Source organism: Luteimonas sp. TWI596 (assembly GCF_039674105.1).
GTDB lineage: Bacteria > Pseudomonadota > Gammaproteobacteria > Xanthomonadales > Xanthomonadaceae > Luteimonas.
In genome coordinates, this window is sequence record NZ_JBDJMU010000019.1 from 17,546 (window position 1) to 38,127 (window position 20,582).

The window sequence follows — 20,582 nt, forward strand, 5'->3', positions numbered from 1 at the left end:
GACGCGGGTCGCGCACTCGTCGTCCGTGTGATGCCGGTCGCCCACACGGCACAGCGGCGCAGTCGCCACGTCCCGCATCGCATCGGCACGCAATGACACTTGCCTCTTGCAGCAGAGCCACGCCGCGGATCACGATCGCCGGCGCGGGCTTATCTGTCGGCGTCGCCCCGTAGCGCCGCCACGCGAGGTGATGCGGCGCTCGCGTCCTGCATCCAGCCGATCGCGCGCGTGCGATCGAGCGGATCACGAAGCGCGAGACCGCGCGCGACGCCGTCAGCATCGAGCAGCAGCCAGCGATCCAAGCCCTCCTGCGGCGCGGCGAATGTGACCCGCTGCGCCACGCGGTCGGGCACGAGGTCGTCGTCGAATACAGCAACCGTCACGGTGCCGACGTCGTTCTCGCGCACAACGTCGGTGCCCGGCGCGCGCCCAAGCCAGCGGGCCTCAGGCCAGGCATGCATCGCAGCGCCGCGTCGCGCAAGCGGCCCGGCGGCCGCGCGGAGTTCTTCGACCACGTTCTCGCCCAGCGTCAACTCGGGATCGAGCACACCGACCGCCACCGAAGCAGCAATCGGGGTCGCGACCTGCGCGATGCGTTCGGCGTACCGCCACATCCAGAGCTGGCTGGGCAGCAGCAGTGCCGCAACGACGAGCGCGGCAAACGGTCCAATCGCCGTGCGCGCACCCGCGACAGCCGCGTACGCCAGGCCCGCCCAGAACAGGCTCGACCAGACGACGTAGCGGGTCGCCAGCAACTGGTCCGGGAACAATGTGAAGTACTCCAGCCGCGCCAGCGCGATCAGCACGCCCACGCCCAGTGCGAACCAAGCAATCCCGAGACCCACAACCACCTGCACGGCCGGCGCACGACGGCAGTGCAAGCTCGCGACCAGAAGCCAGGCCGCGCCAAGCGCACCGGTGAGCAGATGCGGCCAGCGCGCGGTCAGCGCCGAACCGGCCATCGCCGCAATGCACTCCGACACTGCCACGGCAACGCTACGAACCGGCGCGACTGGAAGCCGTGCCGCCATCTCTGGGTCAAGCAGCGGCCACGCCGCGTACAGCGACGGGGCGGCAAGCCAGCGCAACAGGCGATCGGCCTGCACGACCGGCGCAACGCCGATCCGCTCGCCGCCGACGCCGGCGAGTATGGTCATCCCTACGGCCACGCCCGCGCAGAGCAGCACCGGGACGGCGTCACGCCAGGCCGCGCGGCGCAGCCACAGCACCGCTCCAAACGCGCCGAAGCATGCGATGCCCGATCCGAACGAGAACGTGGCCACGAGCCCGCAAGTACCGGCGAGCCAGCCGTGGCACCTCGCCTGCGCAGCATTGCGCGGCCGCGCGGCGAGCAGACCCACGCCCAGCGCGAGCGCCAGCGTGACCAGATAGGCGTGCACGCTTTCCTGCGCGTGGACCAGCGCACGCGCGTTGCCGAGCCAGCACAGCCCGACCACCGCCCATAGGAAGGCGACCGCGCGCACTGCAGGCCTGGCCGTCGCCAGCGGCCGCCACAGCGCCGCGAGCGTCGCCAGCAGCAGTCCGATGCCGACCAGGATCTGCAGTCCCTGCGAGGCGCCGAACAGCCGCAAGTCAAGCCAGCGGACCATGTTGGGGAGCACCTCGCGGTGGCCGTTGCTGACCATCAGCACGCCGTCGACGAACCGCGCGTCCGCCAAGACCGCGATGTAGCGCCAGCCGTCTGCATAGGGCACCCGCGGTGCAAGTCGCCACATCGCCCATAGACCGGCCAGCAGATAGAGCGCCGCGAGTGCGTACGCGAGCGGAGCGACGCCGTGGCGCGCGCGTGCGCGCAGCGCCGCCCTCACGTCCGGAGGGCGGCCCACTGGGCCAGCAGCACGGCGGTAGCCGAGGCGACGTTGAGACTTTCGACCGCGCCGCTGCCCGGGATGCCGAGCTTGCGATCGCAGGCGTCGGCGAGTGCCGCGTCCATGCCCTCTCCTTCGGCGCCGAGCACGTAGACCAGCCGCGACGGCAACGCGGCTTTGAAAAGATCCTCGCCGCCGCGCACGACCGTGGCGGCCAGCTTGAAGCCGGCACTGCGCAACTGCGCCAACGCGTTATCCTCCCGGCCCAGGCGGACGAAGCGCACGGCCTCCGCGCCGCCTTCGGCGACACGCGCGGCCGCGCCCGACAGCGCGAGCGAGGCGTCCCTGGGCAGCAACACGGCACCGACGCCAAAGTGCGCGGCCGAACGCAGGATCGCGCCGAGGTTGTGCGGGTTGCCGACGCCATCGAGCCACAGCGCGCAGGCCGGCCCCGCGGGCAACGCCTGCAGCCAATCGCCGAGCGACAGCGGCGCCTCGCGCAGCACGTCGGCGACGATGCCCTCGTGATGCGTGCTCGCCGCCAGCTTGCGCAGATCGTCCTCGCCGACGACGCGGTAGCCCACACGATGGGCAGCGCACCACTTGAGCATGGGCTGCAACTGCGGGATGCGCGCCTCGAGCAGATATAGCTTGCGGATCGCCTCGGGCCGCTTGGCGAACACCGCATCGATGGCATTGCGTCCATACAGACGCATTTCCCGGCGCTCGCCGCCGTCGCCGTCACCGCCGGGCGCCACGGCCGCGATTCGCGGACCGGCCGGCGAGACTGCGCGTGCGCCCCACGGGCTGGCCTGCCTGGGACCGACCTCGCCCCGTCCTGCCGGCCCGCGTGGCGGGCGACGTCCTGCATCGGTCATGGTGTGCGTTTCCAGAAGTCGGCATTGCGGATGCCCAGCTTATCGGGGTCGAAGACCGGATCGAGCCCCTGCTTCTTCTGGCTTTCGTAATCGCGCAGCGCCTGCAACGCCGGCTTTTGCAGGATCAGGATCGCAACGATGTTGAGCCAGGCCATCACGCCGACGCCGATGTCGCCGAGCATCCACGCCATCTCGGCGCTGCGGATCGCACCAAAGATCACCATGCCCAGCAGCGCTACCCGCAGCAGCAGCGTCCGCCCCGGCCGCGCCACGTGCTTGTTGAGGTAGGTCAGGTTGGTCTCGGCCATGTAGTAATAGGCCATGATCGTGGTGAACGCGAAAAAGAACAACGCGATTGCAACAAAGAGGGCGCCCCAGCCGGGCAGAATCGACTCGATACCCGCCTGCGCAAAGCCCGATCCGGCCTCCACCCCCGGAAGCGCCTCGTGCAGCATCGCCCCCTCGGGGCCGACCACGTTGTACATCCCCGTCGCCAGGATCAGGAATGCGGTCGAGGTACAGACCAGCATCGTGTCGAAGTAGATCGCCCAGGCCTGCACATAGCCCTGCTTGGCCGGGTGCGACACCTCGGCCGCCGCGGCGGCATGGGGCCCGGTGCCCTGACCGGCCTCGTTGGCGTAGATGCCGCGCTTGACGCCCCATTCCACGGCCAACCCGAGCATTGCGCCGAACCCGGCATGCACGCCGAACGCGCTCTCGAAGATGATGCGGAACATCGTCGGCACGAAATCGTAGTTGATGACCATCACCGTGACTGCGGTGAGGATGTAGGCGATCGCCATGAACGGGACCACCAGTTCGGCGAACGCGGCGATGCGCTTGACGCCACCGAAGATGATGACCGCCAGCAGCAGCGCCACGGTGATGCCGATGCCCGCCTTGAGCGCGATCCGCGCATCGATGCCCATCCACTGGCCGGACAGGTCGCCGCAGACCGTGCTGCCAGCGCAGACGTTGGCGATGCTGTCGGCGATCGCATTGGCCTGCACACCCGGCATCAGCAGGCCCGCTGCCACCAGGGTCGCGAATGCGAACGCCAGCGCATACCACTTCAGGCCCATCGCCTTTTCGATGTAGTAGGCCGGGCCACCGCGGTAGCGGCCCTCTGCATCCTTTTCCTTGTAGATCTGCGCCAGGGTGCACTCGACGTAGGAGGTGGAGGCGCCGAGGAACCCCATCACCCACATCCAGAACACCGCGCCCGGGCCGCCAAACGCAATCGCGGTGGCGACGCCGGCGATGTTGCCGATGCCGATGCGCCCGGCCATCGACATCGCCAGTGCCTGGAACGAAGACACGCCGGCATCGGATTTCTGGCCGGTGAAAGTGAGTCGGGTCATCTCGACGAAGCCGCGCACCTGCATGAAGCGCGTGCGAAGCGTGAACCACAGGCCGGCGCCCAGGCACAGCGCAATCAGCGCCTTGCTCCAGATCAGACCATTGAGGGCGGTGAGCAGTTGATCCATCGGTCTGGCTCCGGGCTGGACGGGGGCGGATGACGCGGACGACACACGAAGGATCGATTTTCCACGATCAGGGGGTCGAATGCGACGCACTGTCGCAGCTGCGGACATTGCGCCTTCCCACGCCTCGGGTCAGCCCGAGGAAGGCGGACCCTCGCGCACCAGCCCGAACAGCCGGAGATCGTGCAGCCCATCGGCCTTGCGCACTGCGCCGCGCAGCCGGCCCTCCTCCACGAAGCCATTGCAGACGAGCACCCGCGCCGAGGCCGGGTTGAGGTCGAGCACGTTGGCTTGCAGGCGCCTCAGGTCCAGCGCGTCCATCACCCAGGGCACATAGGCCGCGACCACCCGGCGCATGATGCGGCGGTTCCAGTGCACGCGCGCCAGCCAGTAGCCGAGTTCGGCCGAATGCGCGCGTTCGCCCGCGCCCTGGCGGGCATCGATGCTGCCGCAGGCCTCGCCGTCAATGTCGATCGCCAGCACCGGCCCCGACAGGTCGACGACCTCACCAGCCAGGAACGCCGCGCCGTCGGCGCGCGTATAGGGATGGGGAAAGCGGTCGCTGAGCCCGCGCACGACCAGCGGATCGTCGGCATAGCGCAGCAACGCCTCGAGATCGGCGTCGCGCCAGCGCCGCAGCACGAAGCCATCGCCTTCGAGCCGCACGTCGTCCCAACGCATCGCCCGCCTCCCCCCAGAACCGGGGTCAGAGTGCAATTTCGCGCGCCCGATTGCACCTAAAAATGCACTCTGACCCCGGTTCTGGGGTCAGGCGTGGCCGCCGACGGCGGGGGTTTCGGCTTCCAGGCGCTCGAGTTCCTGGGCCAGGGCTTCGGGGGAGCGCGTGAACGGCGCGAGCAGGGCGTAGAACGCCGGGACCACGAACAGCGACAGCAGGGTCGAGAATGCGACGCCGAAGATGATCACGATGCCGATCGTCGCCCGACTCGCCGAACCGGGACCGCCGGCCACGACCAGCGGGATCGCGCCGACGATCGTCGCGGTGGACGTCATCAGGATCGGACGCAGGCGCACCGCCGAGGCCTCGGCGATCGCCTCGCGGACGCTCCGCCCCTCGTCCCGCAACTGGTTGGCGAACTCGACGATCAGGATGCCGTTCTTGGCCGCCAGGCCGATCAGCATGACGATCCCGATCTGGCTGAAGAGGTTCAGCGTCCCCCCTGTCGCCCACAGGCCCAGCAACGCACCGAGTACCGCCAGCGGCACGGTCAACATGATCACCAGCGGGTGGATGAAGCTCTCGAACTGCGCGGCCAGCACCAGGTAGACGATCATCAATGCCATCGCGAACGTCAGCAGCACCGCGCCACCGGCTTCCTGGAACTCGCGGCTCTCGCCCTTCCAGTCGATCTGCGCATAGTCGGGCAGTTCCTCGGCAGCGACCTGACGCGTCCACTCCAGCGCCTCGCCCATCGAATAGCCGGGCGCCAGCCCGGCACTGATGGTGATCGCACGCAGCCGGTTGAAGCGGTTGAAGCTGCCCGGTTCGGCGATCTCGCTGAGCGTGACCAGATTGGCCAACGGCACCAGCGCCTGGTCGCGACCGCGCACATAGGTGTCGGCGAGATCGGCCGGATTCATGCGCCGCTTGCGTCCGGCTTGCAGCAGCACGTCGTACTCCTCGCCGTTGTCGACGAACGTGGTGACCTGGCGCGAGCCCATCATCGTCTCGAGCGTGCGTCCGATCTCCTGCACCGACACGCCCAGGTCGGCCGCGCGCTGGCGGTCGATGTCCACGCGCATCTGCGGCCGCGTTTCCTTGTAGTCCGAGTCGGGGTCCTGGATGCCCGGATTCTCGCGCATGCGCGCGAGCATGCGATCGCGCCATTGCGCGATCTCCGCGTAGTCCGGCCCGCCGAGCACCAACTGGTAGCGCTGACCGCGGCTGCCGACCAGACCGCCCGGTACATTGGCGCGCACCTGCACGCCGGGCAGCTTGGCGAACTCGGCGCGCAACGTCTCGACGACGTCGACCGTGCTTTCCTTGCGGTGCTTCCAGTCCTGCAAGAACACGATCACCTGGCCGGTGTGCATGTCCTCGCTGCCGCCCCAGCCGCGCGGCACGCGGGAGTTGGCGCGGGCGATCGGCTGGTCGTCGCCGACCAGTGGCGCGAAGATCGCCTCGACGTGCTGCATCTGCCCGACGGTGTAGTCGAAGCCCGCGCCCTCGGGGCCGTCGACGCCGACGAAGAACCGCCCGCGGTCCTCGGCCGGCGACAGTTCGCTGGGCACGCGCGCAAACAGCAGCACCGCGGCCGCCACGCACACCGCGATCGCCGCCACGAGCAGCAACAACAGGCGCCCGGCCGGCAACGCGACCAGCGTGTCCACGCGGCGGCCGTAGCCGCTGCCCAGCCGCGCCAGTTGCCGGTTCATCCACGCATTGAAGCCGCGCTGCTTGGTGTGCGGCCGCACCAGCTTGGAGCACATCATCGGCGTGAGCGTGAGCGCGATGAACGCCGACAGCGCGACCGCGCCGGCCAGCGCGACCGACAACTCGCGGAACAGCCGCCCCGAATTGCCCTCCATGAAGCCGACCGGCAGGAACACCGCGACCAGCACCGCGGTCGTGGAGATCACCGCGAAGGCGACTTGCGCGGTGCCGCGGCGCGCGGCCACCAGCGGCGGCTCGCCCAGATCGGCGCGGCGCTGCACGTTCTCCAGCACGATGATCGCATCGTCCACGACCAGGCCGATGCACAGCACCAGCGCCAGCAGCGTGAGCAGGTTGATCGAGAAGCCGAACACGTACAGCGCGATGAACGCGGCGATCAAGCACACCGGCACGGTCAGCGCCGGGATCAACGCCGCGCGCAGGCTGCCCAGGAACAACCAGATCACCAGGAACACTAGCGCCATCGCCTCGCCCAGCGTCCAGTAGACGCGGGTGATCGCCGCGTCGATGAACACGGTGTTGTCGGAGGCGACGAAAATCTCGGTGCCTTCGGGCAGCGTCTGCTGGATGCGCTCGGCCTCGGCGCGCGCGGCGCGTGCGACATCGAGTGCATTGGCGGTCGAGGTGCGCACGATGCCCAGGCCCACATTGGGCACCGAGTTGCTGCGCATGTAGGAGCGCCGCTCGGCCGAGCCCAGTTCGATCTGCGCGACATCGCCCAGACGCACGACGTAGCCGTCGCTGCCGCGGCGCACCGGGATCTGTGCAAATTGCGACGGCTCGCGGAAGCCCCGCTCCACGCGCAACGTGAAGTCGCGGGTCTGCGACTCGATCCGGCCGGCCGGCAGTTCGACGTTCTCGGTGCGCAACGCGTTCTCGACATCGGCGGCGGTGATGTTGCGCGCAGCCATCTCGTCGCGGTCGAGCCAGATCCGCATCGCATAGCGGTGCCCACCGCTCAGATGCACACGCGCCACGCCGTCGAGCGAGGACAAACGATCGAGAATGTAACGGTCGGTGTAGTCGGTCAGCTCGAGCGTGTTCATCGTGCTCGAGCGCAGGTTCAGCCAGACGATCGCGTCGGCGTCGGCTTCGACCTTGGAGATCTCGGGCGGGTCGGCCTCGACCGGCATCCGATCCATGACCCGGCTGATCGCATCGCGCACGTCGTTGGCGGCGGCCTCGATATCGCGGCTCAGGTTGAACTCGATGGTGACATCGGATCGACCGTTGCGGCTGCGCGACTCAATCGTGCGGATGCCCTCGATACCCGACAGCGCGTCCTCGAGAATCTGCGTGATGCGGGTCTCGACCACGGCAGCCGATGCCCCGGGATAGCTGACGTCGACCGAAACGATCGGCGGATCGATGTTCGGCAACTCGCGCAGCGTCAGCCGGGTGAAGGCCATGATGCCCAGCGCCACCAGCAACAGGCTCATGACGGCCGCGAACACCGGCCGGCGGATGGAGACATCCGACAGTTTCATCGCACCTCGTCTCCTGGCGCGTCGGCGTCCTCGGCCGGCTGCGCCTTGGCCTCCTGCACCGTGCCTTCGACGATCTTCATGCCCGGCCGCAGTTTGCCCGTGCCGTCGAGCACGATGCGCTCGCCTGGCGTCAGACCCTCGACCAGTTCGGCCAGGCCATCCTGGCGCACACCGATCTCGACCGGCGCCTGCTCGACCGTCTCATCCTCGCGAACACGGTAGACGAACGTGTCGCGGCCGACCTGGATCACCGCGATCTCCGGCACCATCAGCGCTTGCCGCGTGCGCTGCTGCAGCCGCACCTGGATCAGCATGCCCGGCCGCAGCCGGCGATCGGGATTGCCGAAGGCGCCCCGCACCGTCACCGCGCGGGTGTTGGCATCGACGCGGGCGTCGATCGTCTGCACCACGCCCTCGAACTCGTCGGCCGGATACGCGGCACTGCGCCCGAACACCCGCTGACCCGGCGCAATGGCCGCCAGCCGGGTCTCGGGCACGGGGAAGTCGACATAGACCGTCGAGATGTCGTCGAGCGTCGCGATCGCGGTGCCGGGCGTCACCAGCGCGCCCGGGCTGACCTGGCGGATGCCCAGCACGCCAGCGAACGGCGCGCGGATGGTGCGGTCGCCGACATTGGCCCGCATCTCGGCGACGTTCGCACGGGCGGCATCGCGGGTCGCCCGCAGGGTGTCGAGCGATGCACGCGCGATCAACTGCTGGTCCACCAGGCCGGCGCCGCGACGATACTGCTGCTCGGCCTCGATCGCCGCCGCCTCTGCCGCCTCGAGCGCCGCCTGCTGCTGGCCGCCGGTCAGCGTGACCAGCACCATGCCGGCATCGACATCGTCGCCGCTGTCGAAATGCACCCGCTGCACGGTCTCGCTGACCTTGGCCGTGAGCATGATCGACTCGCGTGCCTTGACCGTGCCCAACGCCGCGACCGTGTCGTTCCAGTCCCGCAGCGCGGTCACCGTCGTCGTCACCGGAACCGCTGCACCGCCCTCGGGGCGGGCCGCGCTTTCGGGGCTGCCACAGGCGGCCAGCATCGATGCGAGGAGGGCGACGAGCGCGCACGACACGGTGCCGCGGCGGCCTGGGGCTTGCTCGGACAAGGGAGGACCCTGAGACGGTGAAAGCGCCGGAGTGTACCCGCTGGCCCGTGACGCCGACCGTGCCATCGGATGGTGTCGAAAAAACAGCGTTCCATGTCAACGCATGGTCCGCCGGTGCGTTTTGTCGCAGTCTGGGACGACCGCGCACCGCGCCTGCCCCCGCGAGTTCCCCATGGCCCTGTACGACAGCATCCTCGACACCGTCGGCAACACGCCCATCGTCCGGCTGAACAGGCTGGCGCCGGCCAACGTCACACTCTACGCCAAGGTCGAATCCTTCAATCCTGGCGGTTCGGTCAAGGACCGCTTGGCCCTGGCCATCGTCCTCGACGCCGAGCGCCGCGGCCTGCTCAAGCCTGGCGACACGATCGTCGAGGCCACCTCCGGCAACACCGGCGTCGCTCTGGCGATGGTCGCGGCCGCGCGCGGCTACAAGTTCGTCGCCACGATGGTCGAGACGTTCTCGATCGAGCGCCGCAAGCTGATGCGCGCATACGGCGCCAAGGTGATCCTGACCCCGGCCGCCGAGCGCGGCTCGGGCATGGTCCGCAAGGCCAAGGAACTGGCCGAGCAACACGGCTGGTTCCTCGCCAGCCAATTCGCCAACCCCGCCAATCCCGCCTACCACCGCAACACCACCGCGGCCGAGATCCTGCGCGACTTCGCCGGCCGCCGGCTCGACCACTTCGTCACCGGCTGGGGCACCGGCGGCACGCTGACCGGCGTGGGCGAGGTCCTCAAGGTCGCGCGGCCCGAGGTCAAGGTCACCGCGGCCGAACCTGCGGGCGCGGCCATGCTGCAAGGCAAGGACTGGGCGCCGCACAAGATCCAGGGCTGGACCCCGGACTTCGTACCCGAGGTGCTCAATCGCGACATCGCCGCGCAGGTACTCTCGGTCGACGACGGGCTGGCGATCGAGACCGCGCGCCGGCTCGCGGCCGAAGAAGGCATCTTCGTCGGCATCTCGGCCGGCGCCACCGCCGCCGCCGCGCTCGAGGTCGCCAAGACCGCCAGCGACGGCGAGGTGATCCTGACGATGCTGCCCGACACCGGCGAGCGCTACTTCTCCACGCCGCTGTTTGCCGACGTCAACGAAGGCTCGGACGACGACTGGCTGGCGGGCCTGCCCTGAGCGCGACCCGGCGCTAGCCTCGCGCCATCCACAGCGCCAGGCCGACGCTGAGCGCCAACAGCAGCGCCACCCAGAGCAGCCAGCCGTAGCGGCCACTATCGCCGGCGACCACGGTCTCCTGGCGCGCCTCGCGCAGCAGCGGCGAGGCGTGCCGGGACACGGTCTGCCGCGCCGCCTCGTCGTCGAGTGCCGGGTCGAGCTCGCGCAAGCGCCGCGCCGCGTCCTCGGTGTTGCCCGTCGCGATCCGCGCCGCGACCTCGGTGGGCAGCGTCGCCTCGCTCACGGGGCGCGCCTGCGATGACGGGCGGTACCGGTCGTCGCGCCCGTCAAGTGCGTCGACCGAGTCTTTGGCGGCCCGCAGCGACAGCCCCGGATTGGCATCGCGCAGAATCTTGATCGCCTCCACCTTGCGCCCGCGGCGCAGCAGATCGTGGACGGGGGACGGGACGTGCAATGGCGCGCGATCGCTCATCGAAAAGTCGCTCTCAAGGACAGGATCGGCCGCCAGCATCGCGCAGACGGCGTGATGCCACCATCCAGCCGCCGTCGATATGCTGCGCCGATGGACCATCTCCGCGCCCTGCATGCCGACATCACCCGCTGTGAGGTCGACGCGATCGTCAACGCCGCCAATCCGTCCTTGCTCGGCGGCGGCGGCGTCGATGGCGCCATCCATCGCGCGGCCGGCCCGGCGCTGCTGCATGCCTGCCGCGCCCTGCCCGAATCGCGGCCGGGTATCCGTTGCCCGACCGGCGAAGCCCGGATCACGCCTGGCTTCGCGTTGCCGGCGCGCTATGTGATCCACACCGTCGGCCCGGTCTGGCAAGGCGGTCAGTACGGTGAGCCGGCGTTGCTCGCTGCCTGCTACCGCAACGCGCTGGCATTGGCGCGAACGCGTGGACTGGCATCGATCGCGTTCCCGGCGATCAGCTGCGGTGTCTACGGCTACCCGCCCGATGCCGCGGTCGCGATCGCCGTGGCGCAAGTGCGCGACAGCCTGGCCGAGGACCCATTGGACGTGTTGTTCTGCTGCCACGACCCCGTGATGCTGGCGCGCTACACCGCGGCGCTGGCGGCCTGAGCCGCACGACCCGCGGTCAGGCCGCCGACTCAGGTGCGCACCCGAAAACCGGGGTCAGAGTGCAATTTCGCCTCGCGAAATTGCACTCTGACCCAGGTTTTGCGGTTTTGCGAGCGGACAGACGGGCGGGCCCACAACGCGAAACGCCGGCGCAAGGCCGGCGTTTCGATGAGCGAACGGGAGATCAGGCTCAGCCCTTCTTCCACTTGCCCTGCGCGGCCAGGCCGTTGTCGCGGGCGCGGGCGAACACCGTCTCCTGCGCCTTGGCGACGTTGTTGGCCAGGTCCTGCGACCACAGCTTCAAGGCGGCCTGCTGCATCGCACGGCCATAGGAGAACGACAGCGGCCAGGGGTTCGGCCCAAGGCGGTTCATCGCATCCAGATGTGCGGTCGACTGCTCGTCGCTCTGCCCGCCCGACAGGAACACGATGCCCGGCAGGATCGCCGGCACCGCCGACTTCAGGCACATCAGCGTGGCCTCGGCGACCTCGTCGACCTCGGCAGTCTCGCCGCTGTCCTTGCCCGGCAGCACCATCGACGCCTTGAGGATCGTGCCTTCGAGCATGACGTTCTGGTTGTACAGCGCGTCGAACAGCGCGCGCAGCGTGACCTCGGTGACCTCATAGCAGGTCTCGATGTCGTGGCTGCCGTCCATCAGCACTTCCGGCTCGACCATCGGCACCAGGCCCTGCTCCTGGCACAGCGCCGCGTAGCGGGCAAGCGCGTGGGCGTTGGCCTCGATGCAGGTGCCGGACGGGATGTCCTCGCCGATGTTGATCACCGCGCGCCACTTGGCGAAGCGGGCGCCAAGCTTGTAGTACTCCTCCAGGCGCGCGCGCAGCCCATCCAGGCCCTCGGTGACGACCTCGCCCGGGAACCCGGCGAGCGCGTGCGTGCCCTTGTCGACCTTGATGCCCGGGATCATGCCGTGATCGCTCATGTACTTGGCGAACGGCACCCCGTCCTTGGTCGACTGACGGATCGTCTCGTCGAACAGGATCGCACCGCTGATGTGGTCCGACAGCTTGGGCGTGGTCAGCAGCAGTTCGCGGTAGGCGCGACGGTTCTCCTCGTTGTTCGGAATGCCCACGCCCTCGAACCGCTTGGCGATGGTGGAGGTGGACTCGTCGATCGCGATGATGCCCTTGCCCGGGGCGACCATGGCCTGGGCGATGTCTGCAAGCTGTTCGATGCTCATGTGGCGGTGACGTCCATCGGCGGGGAAAGGCGCCCATTATAGCCCGCCGGCTTCGACGAAGCGCCCAGCGCCCAGCGCCGCCGCGCGCCGAAATCGCGTGCAACGTCGGGGAAAACGTTTACAGCACGTCGCGATCCGCGCAGGCCGCGCGGGACAGCCGGTGGCGGTCCCGCGCACGGGCCGGCTACAGCTCGCCCAGGCCCTCGGCCCGACCGTCGCCGCCGACCTGCAGCAGGCGCAGGGTGTTGGTCGCGCCGTGTGTCTCCATGTGCTCGCCACTGGTGAACACCACACGTTCGCCCGGCCCCAGCAGGCCGGCGTCGACCAACAGGCGGATGCTGCCGCGCGCGGCTTCGCGCGGGGTCTGACCGCGGCTGTCGTAGTTGAATGGGAACACATCGCGCATCAGTGACATGCGCCGACGTGCGCCGGCGTGGCGCGAGAACGCGTAGATCGACGCGCCGCCGCGGAAACGCGACAGGTAGCGCGCGGTGCCGCCCGATTCGGTCATCGCAACGATCGCGCCGACGCCGACGTGCTCGGACAGGAACATCGCGGCCATCGCGATCGCGTGGTCGGCGCGTTCGAGGTTGCGCTGCGCCTTCTCGAAGTCGGTGTCCTGCGCGAACTGGCGCTCGGCGCCGACGCAGACCCGCGCCATCGCCTCGACCGCGCGCACCGGATACGCACCGGCGGCAGTCTCGGCCGAGAGCATCACCGCATCGGTGCCGTCGATGACCGAGTTGGCCACGTCGAGCACCTCGGCGCGCGTGGGCATCGGACTTTCGACCATCGACTGCAGCATCTGGGTGGCGGTGATCACCACCTTGTTGCGCGCCAGCGACTCGCGGATGATTTTCTTCTGCAGGCCCGGCAGCTCGGCGTCGCCGATCTCCACACCCAGGTCGCCGCGCGCGACCATCACCACGTCGCTGGCATCGATGATCTCGGCGAGATTCTCGATTGCCTCGGTACGTTCGATCTTCGACACCAGCGCGGCATCGCTGCCATGCGCACGCGCGATCGAACGCGCTTCTTCCATGTCGGCCGCATTGCGGCAGAACGACACCGCGATGAAGTCGACACCGATCTCCGCGGCGATCTTGATCAGCGCACGGTCGTGATCGGTCAACGCGCCCAGCGACAGGCCACCGCCCTGCTTGTTGAGACCCTTGCGGTTCGACAGCACGCCGTCGTTGAGTACGGTGGTGACGATGCGCACGCCCTCCACCGCGGTCACCTGCAACTGCATCAGACCATCGTCGAGCAGCAGCACGTCGCCTGCCGCCACGTCGTCCGGCAAGCCGAGATAACTGACGCCGACCTCGTCGACCGTGCCCAAGGGCGCGTCGGGGTCGGCGACCAGGTCGAAGCGCGCGCCTGCGCGCAGCGTCACCTTGCCGTCGGCGAACTTTTCGATGCGGATCTTCGGGCCCGGCAGGTCGGCCAGGATGCCGATCTCGACCCCGGCCCGGTCGGCCGCGGCGCGGACAGCCTCGGCGCGCACCTTCTGCGATGCCGGGTCGCCATGCGAGAAGTTGAGGCGGACGGCATTGACGCCGGCGGCGATCAGCGCGTCGAGCACGCCCGGCGCGTCGGTGGCAGGTCCGAGCGTGGCGAGGATACGTGTACGGCGCCGATGCGCCGGGACGGGAGTCAATTCGTTGGCAGTCATTCCGCGATCTTAGTGTCCACCGATGGTCAAGCGCGCGCTGGCGGGCGACGCGCCCGAGGCATCCCGGAACGGCATGCCGCCTGCGAGCTTACTTGGAAACGCTTGCAACGGCATGGCGACCGCTTACGGTCAGCCCACCTGTGCGACCAGCGCAGCCGGCGAATCGACCACTTGGTCGGCGCCGGCCTTGCGCAGTTCGTCGGCCGAACCGAAGCCCCACGACACGCCGATCGCGCGCATCGCGTGCTGGCGCGCGCCCTCCATGTCCATGCGCCGGTCGCCGATCATCGTGCAGCACGCGGCCGACAACGCCAGCCGCGACAGTGCCTCGGCGATGAGTTCGCGTTTGTAGCGGCGCACGCCGTCGTCGCTTGCGCCGACGATCGTCGCGAATGCATCGCCGAACGGCAGGCCCTCGACGATGCGCCGCGCAAAGCGTTCGTTCTTCGAGGTGACCACCGCCAGCGTGCGGCCATCGGCCCGCAGCGTCTCGATCGCCTCCGCCACACCGGGATAGACGGCGTGCTCGCGCCATCCGATCGTGTCGTAGCGATCGCGATAGACCGCGATGGCGCGCTCGGTACGGGCTGCATCCCCGGCAAACAACGCGTCGAAACTGTCGCGCAGCGGCGGACCGATCCACGGCAGCAGCGTCTCGCGCGACAGCGGCGCATGGCCCAGTACCTCGAGCGCATGCGCGATGCCGCCCAGGATGCCGGGCTCCGAATCGATCAGCGTGCCGTCGAGATCGAAGAACAGCGCATCCCCGCTCACGCCCCGCGCGCCTCCAGCGCCGCGACCGCCGGCAGCGTCTTGCCCTCGAGGAACTCCAGGAACGCACCGCCGCCGGTCGAGATGTAGGACACCTCGTCGGCGATGCCGTACTTGTCGACCGCGGCCAGCGTATCGCCGCCGCCAGCGATCGAGAATGCCTTCGACGAGGCGATCGCACGCGCCAGCGCCTCGGTGCCGTGGCCGAACGCATCGAACTCGAAGACCCCGACCGGGCCGTTCCAGACCACGGTGCCGGCGTCGGCGATCATCGCCGCATAGCGCTTCGCGGTGTCCGGACCGATGTCGAGAATCATGTCGTCGGCCTCGACCGCGTCCACGGCCTTGACCGTCGCCGGCGCATCGGCCGCGAAGGCGGGCGCCACCACGACGTCGGTCGGCACCGGAATCTCGGCGCCGCGCGCCTTGGCGTCGGCCATGATCTGCTTGGCAGTGTCGATCAGATCGGTCTCGACCAGCGACTTGCCCACCCCGTGCCCGAGCGCGGCGATGAAGGTGTTGGCGATGCCGCCGCCGACGATCAACTGATCGACCTTGCCCACCAGCGACGACAGCAGCTCGAGCTTGGTCGACACCTTGCTGCCCGCCACGATCGCCAGCAGCGGACGCGCCGGCGCGTCGAGCGCCTTGGCCAATGCGTCGAGCTCGGCCATCAGCAGCGGACCGCCGGCGGCCTGGGGCGCGAAGCGGATCACACCGTGCGTCGAGGCCTGGGCGCGATGCGCGGTGCCGAACGCGTCCATGACGAACACGTCGGCCAGCGCTGCGTACTTGCGCGCCAGCGCCTCGTCGTCGGCCTTCTCGCCGACATTCATGCGGCAGTTCTCCAGCAGCACCAGCTGGCCGGGGGCGACCTCGACGCCGTCGACCCAGTCGCGCACCAGCGGCACCTCGATGCCGAGCAGCTCGGACAGGCGCGCGGCGACCGGCGCCAATGAATCGGCCTCGCTCCAGCTGCCCTCCTTCGGCCGGCCCAGATGCGAGGTCACCATCACGGCCGCGTTCTGTGCCAGCGCCTGACGCAGCGTCGGCAGCGAGGCGAGGATGCGCTGATCGGACGTGACCTTGCCGCCGTCGACGGGGACATTGAGGTCCTGCCGGATCAGCACACGCTTTCCGGAAAGGTCGAGGTCGGTCATGCGAACGATGGTCATGGGGACTGGACTCGCTTGAAAAGAAGGAAAAGGGTCGCGCCATGCCCTCCATGGCGCCGCATTGCGGCTTCGGAATCGTGCGTGACAGGCAGCCCGGCACGCGGTGCGCACCCGGCATTGTCGGCGCAGCCGTCGCGGACAGGCAAACGCGGCGCAGTGGCCTCAGACGTCCTTGCGCCCGCGCAGCAGGCTCAGCGCGAAGCCGCCCACGACGAGCACGCCGAGCAGCAGCACCCCCCACAGCGTCCAGGTCTTCCAGTCGCGCGTGGGCACCGGCGCCTGCAGTGCCGCCGCGCCGGCCAACGGTGCCATCGCACCGGGCGCGGCGTTCGCCGGACGCCAGCCGGGGCCATGCTGGGCGCGCAGCGCATCGAGCAGTGGCGTGACCGGCGCATCGGTGCGCGCCGCACGGGCGCTGCCGGCCTGCAACGCATAGGGCGCACGCCCCTCGGCGACGAACACCAGCGTCTCGGGCCGGTAACCCAGACGCAGCGCCGGCGGCGCGCCCGGCGCCGCGGTGGTCGGCGTCAACCGCCATTGGCGATCGCGAACCGGCGCCGGTAGCGCCAACGGCGGCGACCGACGCAGGTCCGGGCCGCTACCGGCCTGGTACACCACGTGATCGGCGGCCACGACGCGCCAGGGGGCATCGTCGGCATCGCGTCGCTCGAGCGTCCAGCGCCCGGTGCCGTTGCCGGCCAGCGCGATCTCGATCCGCTCGACCGGGAAGCGACCATCGCTGCGATAGACGATCGCGCCGCGCTCGCCGGCCGGCTGCGGTGCCGGTACCTGCCAGTGCCAGGCCACCGGCGCCTGCACCGGCGCCAGTTCGGCCTCGACCGCCTGCAACCGGAGCGGCGCGGCGGCCGCACGCAGCGGCGTGAGTCGCAGATAGCGCGCATGGATCGGGGTGGGCAACGCGATGCGCCGTTCGATCAGCCGCTGGGCGTCGCGGCGCAGGTCGAGCACCCGGGCCTCATCGTGCACGCTGCGCCACTGGCGCAGGTCGTCCGACATCTCGATCCGGTAGGCCTGCTCGAACGGCGGCTGCGCGTCGTCCCAGCGCAGCGCGAGCGCGTCCACCTGTCCCTCGATCGCGCTGGCATCGACCAGGAACGCACCGGCGGCCTCGCCGCCCGACGCGCGCATCTGCACACGCCGCAGGCTCCCGTCGGCGGCGATCTCGCTGATCGCAGCGATGTCGCCATCGCGGCGCCCGGTGTCGGCGGGCAGCGGGAACCACGGCAGTTCGCGCCGCGTCGGCGTCGCCGGCGCCATCGAGGCGTCGACGAAGGCCGCCGGCACCGGGCGTCCGTCACCGTCGACCACGATCACGTCGCGCAGCGACGGCGACCAGACCTGGGCGTAGACCTCGGGTGTGAGCGTGATGCGATAGGCACTCGCCGACGGCTCCTCAAGCGTCAGCGGCCACTGCACAGCAAAGTCCGCTTGCGCGGCGGCGAGCGCGGATGCGCCGAGCAGACAGGCAGCGATGGCGGGACGGAATCGGATCATGCGGGCGCCTCCTCGCGGGGAACGACGGCGCGCGGCGGCGCCGGCGCGAAGAAGCCCACGACCGTGCACAGCAGGCCGTAGGCGATGAACGAGCCGATGCCCCACAGGTTGCCGAGGTGGCCGCGATCGACCAGCACCAGCTTGGCCAGCACCACCGCCATCAGCACCGCACCGGCGAGCCAAAGCGCGCGCTGGCCGCGGCGCGAACCGATGATCCAGCCCAGCACACCAAGAATGCTCCAGACCACCGTCAGGCTGGTCTGGGCCAAGCTGCTGCCGGCCAGGCGCGCATTCCACGGCGCGCCGCCCCAGTGGTGCGCGGCGCGCAGAGTGATCGCGGTGACGAGCACGAACGCCAGCAGCGACAGCAGCGGGACGCGCGGCGCGCCCGGCGGCGCGGTGCCATCGGGCGACCACATCCAGCGGGCCAACAGCAGCACAACGGCGATTTGGGCCAGGTCGAGCGGATTGAGCAACGCAATCCAGGGCAGCGGCGCACTGTCGCCACGATTACCCAGCGCGACCAGCCACCACAACGCGAGCACGCTCAACAACACGCCGCGCAACAACGTGCGCACCGGATCGAAGCGCTCGCCCAGCGGCTGCGCCAGCCATGGCCAACGCCACAACGACAGCGCCGAGACGACCAGCCATGGCAAGGCGATCGCGACCGCGAACCAGCCGCCGGCCAGCCCGGCCATGTCGGCGACGTGTGCCAGCAGCAGCGACAGCACCAGCGGCCAAAGCAGCCACCACAGCAGTTGCGCAGCGCGCGCCAGGCGATCCTCGCCCGCGCGCAGGCACACCAGGCCGCGGAAGCCAAGCACGGCGAACACCGCCCAGGCGGGGGCGCCGTAGCCGGCGAACGGCTGCACGTGTGCATGCATCTGCCAGAACGCCAACGGCGCAGCGACCAACAGCGCGGCGAACAGCGTCCCACCGAGCGCCGGGTCGGGCCGTCGGTGATGGACCTCGGCCGCGAGCCAGCCTGTGACCGCGGCCAGCACAAGCATCGCGTCCGGCAGCCAAGTCGACAGCACTGCGCGTGCCAGTTCCTGGCTCCAGGCGCCCAGCCACCAGGCCAGCGCCCAGACATAGGCGATGCGCGCGACCGGCACGCGCCCGGCCTGCCGGTAGGCGGCCGCAATCGCCAGGCCCGACAGCGCGATCAGCAACGCACCGACGAAGCCGCCGTTGGCGAACACCGGCTCGACCGGGCGCGGCCAGGCGGTGGCGCCGAGCGCATAGGCCACCGCCGCGGCCAATTGCAGCCCCACGCCGGACAATTGCGGCAGCAGGCGGCGCTGGCGCAGGCCCAGCCAGACCAAGCCGGCGCCTTCAAGTGCGAACACGCAGGCGGTCGCGCGTGCCGACAGCGCCAGCGGCACCGCCAGCGTGGCGAAGCCGACCGCGAGCAGTGCGTAGGCCTGGCCGAGCACCGCCTCACGGCGGCGCCGCAGCAGCGCCCAGGCCAGCGCGGCGTAGACCGCGGCCACGCCCAGCGCGCACAGCGCGAGCGCGAACGTGCGCCCCTGCAGCAGGCCGGCCTGCAGCGAGAACGCGACCAGCGGGGTGCCGAACACCAGGCAGCCGTCGACGAGATCGCGCCGCGACGGCGGCCGGCGCCGCGCGTAGAGCAGTGGGATGGCGAGGTAGAACGCGAAGAACAGCGCCAGGAACGGCTGGGTCGTGGCGAAGTCCGAAGGGGTGTAGCGCAGCACGCCCCAGATCGTGCCGATGCCGAAGGTGAAGGCAAAGCCCAGCAGGTTGAGCACCCGCCAAGCCCGGAACCAGGCGATCCCCAGGATCGCGGCATTGAGCACCGCGTAGTACGCGAACAGCGCGACATGGCTGCCGCCGCCGCTCGACAGCCAGATCGGCGCCAGGAACCCGGCCAGCACCGCGAACACCGCCAACGCGCGGGCATTCTGCAGCACCGCCAGCACGCCGGCACCGGCGACCAGCGCCACACTGGCGGCGAACGCGATGCTGCCGGGCAGCAGGCCGAACTGCTTGTACGCCGCGAACACGACCAGCAGCAGGATGCCGATCATCCCGCCCTGCAGGCTCAGCGCAAACGTGCGGTGGCTGTCGCGGCGGTGCCAGCCGAACGCCAGGCCGCCGATCGCCGCGGCCGCGACCGCGGCCAGCCGCAGCTCCACCGGCACCGACAGGTACCCCTGGTCGCTGGCGTACTTGAGCAGTGCGGCGACGCCGGCGAACAGCACCAGCATGCCGATCTTCACCGGTACGTTGCCGGTGGTGAACCAGCTGCGCACCCAGCGCGCCGCACGCGACAGCGGATCGGGACCTGCCGGCGGCGTCGGCGATCCGGGCGCCGTCTCGGACCGAACAGGCGCGGGACCTGGGTCGGCATCGCGCCAGGCCGCGCGCGGCGGTGCCGACGGCAACGGCGGTGGCACCGAGGCAGGCCGCGGCGGCGAGGGGTTGGCCAACGACGACGCCTGGTTGCGGTCTGTGATTGGGCCGTCATCAGCCCATGGGCTGGAGGCATCGTCGAACGCGTCGTCCTGCCCGTCCGCCGCCGGCGCAGCGGCAGCGACCGCCGCGCCCGGCGTTGCGCTCGCGCGCGCCTGCAGCGCTTCGAGCTGGGACTCGAGCCCGGTCACCCGGCGACGCAGGTCGGAGACCGCCACTGCCGTGACGATCAGCATGACCGGCACGGCCACCAACAGCGCGACCCCCAGCAAGAGCAATGCTTCCATGGCGCCTATCCGTCCGCGCCGACGGCGCGTCTGGGCGCACCTTACCCGGCCGGGCGCGAAAACGAGAAGCCCCGCACGAGGCGGGGCTTCGGGTCGAGCATGG

15 protein-coding genes are annotated in these 20,582 nt (G+C 70.0%); 2 read left to right on the forward strand and 13 right to left on the reverse strand.

The window, feature by feature from the left end; translation table 11 throughout:
- Nucleotides 1-149: 149 nt before the first annotated feature.
- The 6 genes from ABE487_RS13980 to ABE487_RS14005 form a co-directional block, all read right to left on the reverse strand.
- Nucleotides 150-1,847, reverse strand: coding sequence for a hypothetical protein (locus tag ABE487_RS13980; RefSeq protein ID WP_346452291.1), 1,698 nt, complete (start codon nt 1,845-1,847; stop codon nt 150-152).
- Nucleotides 1,826-2,707 carry a TrmH family RNA methyltransferase gene (locus tag ABE487_RS13985; protein ID WP_346452292.1) on the reverse strand — a complete coding sequence of 294 codons (882 nt, stop codon included), beginning with the start codon at nt 2,705-2,707 and terminating at the stop codon, nt 1,826-1,828. Before ABE487_RS13985 ends, ABE487_RS13980 begins: the two co-directional genes overlap by 22 nt.
- Nucleotides 2,704-4,194 (reverse strand): alanine/glycine:cation symporter family protein, encoded by a 1,491-nt coding sequence (locus ABE487_RS13990; protein ID WP_346444577.1) that lies wholly within the window; start codon nt 4,192-4,194, stop codon nt 2,704-2,706. Before ABE487_RS13990 ends, ABE487_RS13985 begins: the two co-directional genes overlap by 4 nt.
- Before the next feature lie 129 nt (nt 4,195-4,323).
- A complete protein-coding gene (locus ABE487_RS13995; protein WP_346444575.1) occupies nt 4,324-4,872 on the reverse strand; it encodes a GNAT family protein in 549 nt (182 codons plus the stop codon).
- A gap of 87 nt (nt 4,873-4,959) precedes the next feature.
- Nucleotides 4,960-8,094: an efflux RND transporter permease subunit gene (locus ABE487_RS14000; protein WP_346444574.1), complete on the reverse strand. Its 3,135-nt coding sequence runs from the start codon at nt 8,092-8,094 to the stop codon at nt 4,960-4,962.
- Nucleotides 8,091-9,206, reverse strand: coding sequence for an efflux RND transporter periplasmic adaptor subunit (locus tag ABE487_RS14005; RefSeq protein WP_346452293.1), 1,116 nt, complete (start codon nt 9,204-9,206; stop codon nt 8,091-8,093). Before ABE487_RS14005 ends, ABE487_RS14000 begins: the two co-directional genes overlap by 4 nt.
- Nucleotides 9,207-9,378: 172 nt before the next feature.
- On the opposite strand from ABE487_RS14005, the gene cysK reads away from it, so the two are divergent.
- Nucleotides 9,379-10,338, forward strand: a complete 960-nt coding sequence (cysK, locus tag ABE487_RS14010) for a cysteine synthase A (RefSeq protein WP_346444571.1) — start codon at nt 9,379-9,381, stop codon at nt 10,336-10,338.
- Between the two features lie 13 nt (nt 10,339-10,351).
- Here the strand turns inward: cysK and ABE487_RS14015 are convergent, their stop codons facing one another.
- Nucleotides 10,352-10,810 (reverse strand): hypothetical protein, encoded by a 459-nt coding sequence (locus ABE487_RS14015; protein ID WP_346452294.1) that lies wholly within the window; start codon nt 10,808-10,810, stop codon nt 10,352-10,354.
- Nucleotides 10,811-10,900: 90 nt separating this feature from the next.
- On the opposite strand from ABE487_RS14015, the gene ABE487_RS14020 reads away from it, so the two are divergent.
- Nucleotides 10,901-11,419, forward strand: coding sequence for an O-acetyl-ADP-ribose deacetylase (locus ABE487_RS14020; RefSeq protein ID WP_346452295.1), 519 nt, complete (start codon nt 10,901-10,903; stop codon nt 11,417-11,419).
- Between the two features lie 190 nt (nt 11,420-11,609).
- Here the strand turns inward: ABE487_RS14020 and ABE487_RS14025 are convergent, their stop codons facing one another.
- The 6 genes from ABE487_RS14025 to ABE487_RS14050 form a co-directional block, all read right to left on the reverse strand.
- Nucleotides 11,610-12,617, reverse strand: coding sequence for a class I fructose-bisphosphate aldolase (locus ABE487_RS14025; protein WP_346444565.1), 1,008 nt, complete (start codon nt 12,615-12,617; stop codon nt 11,610-11,612).
- Between the two features lie 184 nt (nt 12,618-12,801).
- Nucleotides 12,802-14,292, reverse strand: coding sequence for a pyruvate kinase (gene pyk, locus ABE487_RS14030; protein ID WP_346444564.1), 1,491 nt, complete (start codon nt 14,290-14,292; stop codon nt 12,802-12,804).
- Between the two features lie 129 nt (nt 14,293-14,421).
- Entirely contained in the window at nt 14,422-15,066 is a 645-nt protein-coding gene (locus ABE487_RS14035; RefSeq protein WP_346444563.1) for an HAD hydrolase-like protein, read from the reverse strand.
- Complete coding sequence (locus ABE487_RS14040; RefSeq protein ID WP_346444561.1) at nt 15,063-16,238, reverse strand: phosphoglycerate kinase; 1,176 nt, start codon at nt 16,236-16,238, stop codon at nt 15,063-15,065. The genes ABE487_RS14035 and ABE487_RS14040 overlap by 4 nt, the downstream gene beginning before the upstream one ends.
- A gap of 162 nt (nt 16,239-16,400) precedes the next feature.
- On the reverse strand, nt 16,401-17,753 hold the full coding sequence (locus ABE487_RS14045; protein ID WP_346452296.1) for a DUF3999 family protein: 1,353 nt from the start codon (nt 17,751-17,753) through the stop codon (nt 16,401-16,403).
- Nucleotides 17,750-20,479 (reverse strand): DUF2339 domain-containing protein, encoded by a 2,730-nt coding sequence (locus ABE487_RS14050; RefSeq protein WP_346452297.1) that lies wholly within the window; start codon nt 20,477-20,479, stop codon nt 17,750-17,752. Before ABE487_RS14050 ends, ABE487_RS14045 begins: the two co-directional genes overlap by 4 nt.
- Nucleotides 20,480-20,582 lie beyond the last annotated feature (103 nt).

Bases quoted from the DNA above. Each gene is read 5' to 3' on its own strand.
- ABE487_RS13990 (WP_346444577.1), bottom strand. From the start codon at position 4,194: ATGGATCAACTGCTCACCGCCCTCAATGGTCTGATCTGGAGCAAGGCG.
- ABE487_RS13995 (WP_346444575.1), bottom strand. From the start codon at position 4,872: ATGCGTTGGGACGACGTGCGGCTCGAAGGCGATGGCTTCGTGCTGCGG.
- ABE487_RS14050 (WP_346452297.1), bottom strand. From the start codon at position 20,479: ATGGAAGCATTGCTCTTGCTGGGGGTCGCGCTGTTGGTGGCCGTGCCG.
- ABE487_RS14045 (WP_346452296.1), bottom strand. From the start codon at position 17,753: ATGATCCGATTCCGTCCCGCCATCGCTGCCTGTCTGCTCGGCGCATCC.
- cysK (WP_346444571.1), top strand. From the start codon at position 9,379: ATGGCCCTGTACGACAGCATCCTCGACACCGTCGGCAACACGCCCATC.
- ABE487_RS14040 (WP_346444561.1), bottom strand. From the start codon at position 16,238: ATGACCATCGTTCGCATGACCGACCTCGACCTTTCCGGAAAGCGTGTG.
- ABE487_RS14000 (WP_346444574.1), bottom strand. From the start codon at position 8,094: ATGAAACTGTCGGATGTCTCCATCCGCCGGCCGGTGTTCGCGGCCGTC.
- pyk (WP_346444564.1), bottom strand. From the start codon at position 14,292: ATGACTGCCAACGAATTGACTCCCGTCCCGGCGCATCGGCGCCGTACA.
- ABE487_RS14025 (WP_346444565.1), bottom strand. From the start codon at position 12,617: ATGAGCATCGAACAGCTTGCAGACATCGCCCAGGCCATGGTCGCCCCG.
- ABE487_RS13985 (WP_346452292.1), bottom strand. From the start codon at position 2,707: ATGACCGATGCAGGACGTCGCCCGCCACGCGGGCCGGCAGGACGGGGC.
- ABE487_RS14015 (WP_346452294.1), bottom strand. From the start codon at position 10,810: ATGAGCGATCGCGCGCCATTGCACGTCCCGTCCCCCGTCCACGATCTG.
- ABE487_RS14020 (WP_346452295.1), top strand. From the start codon at position 10,901: ATGGACCATCTCCGCGCCCTGCATGCCGACATCACCCGCTGTGAGGTC.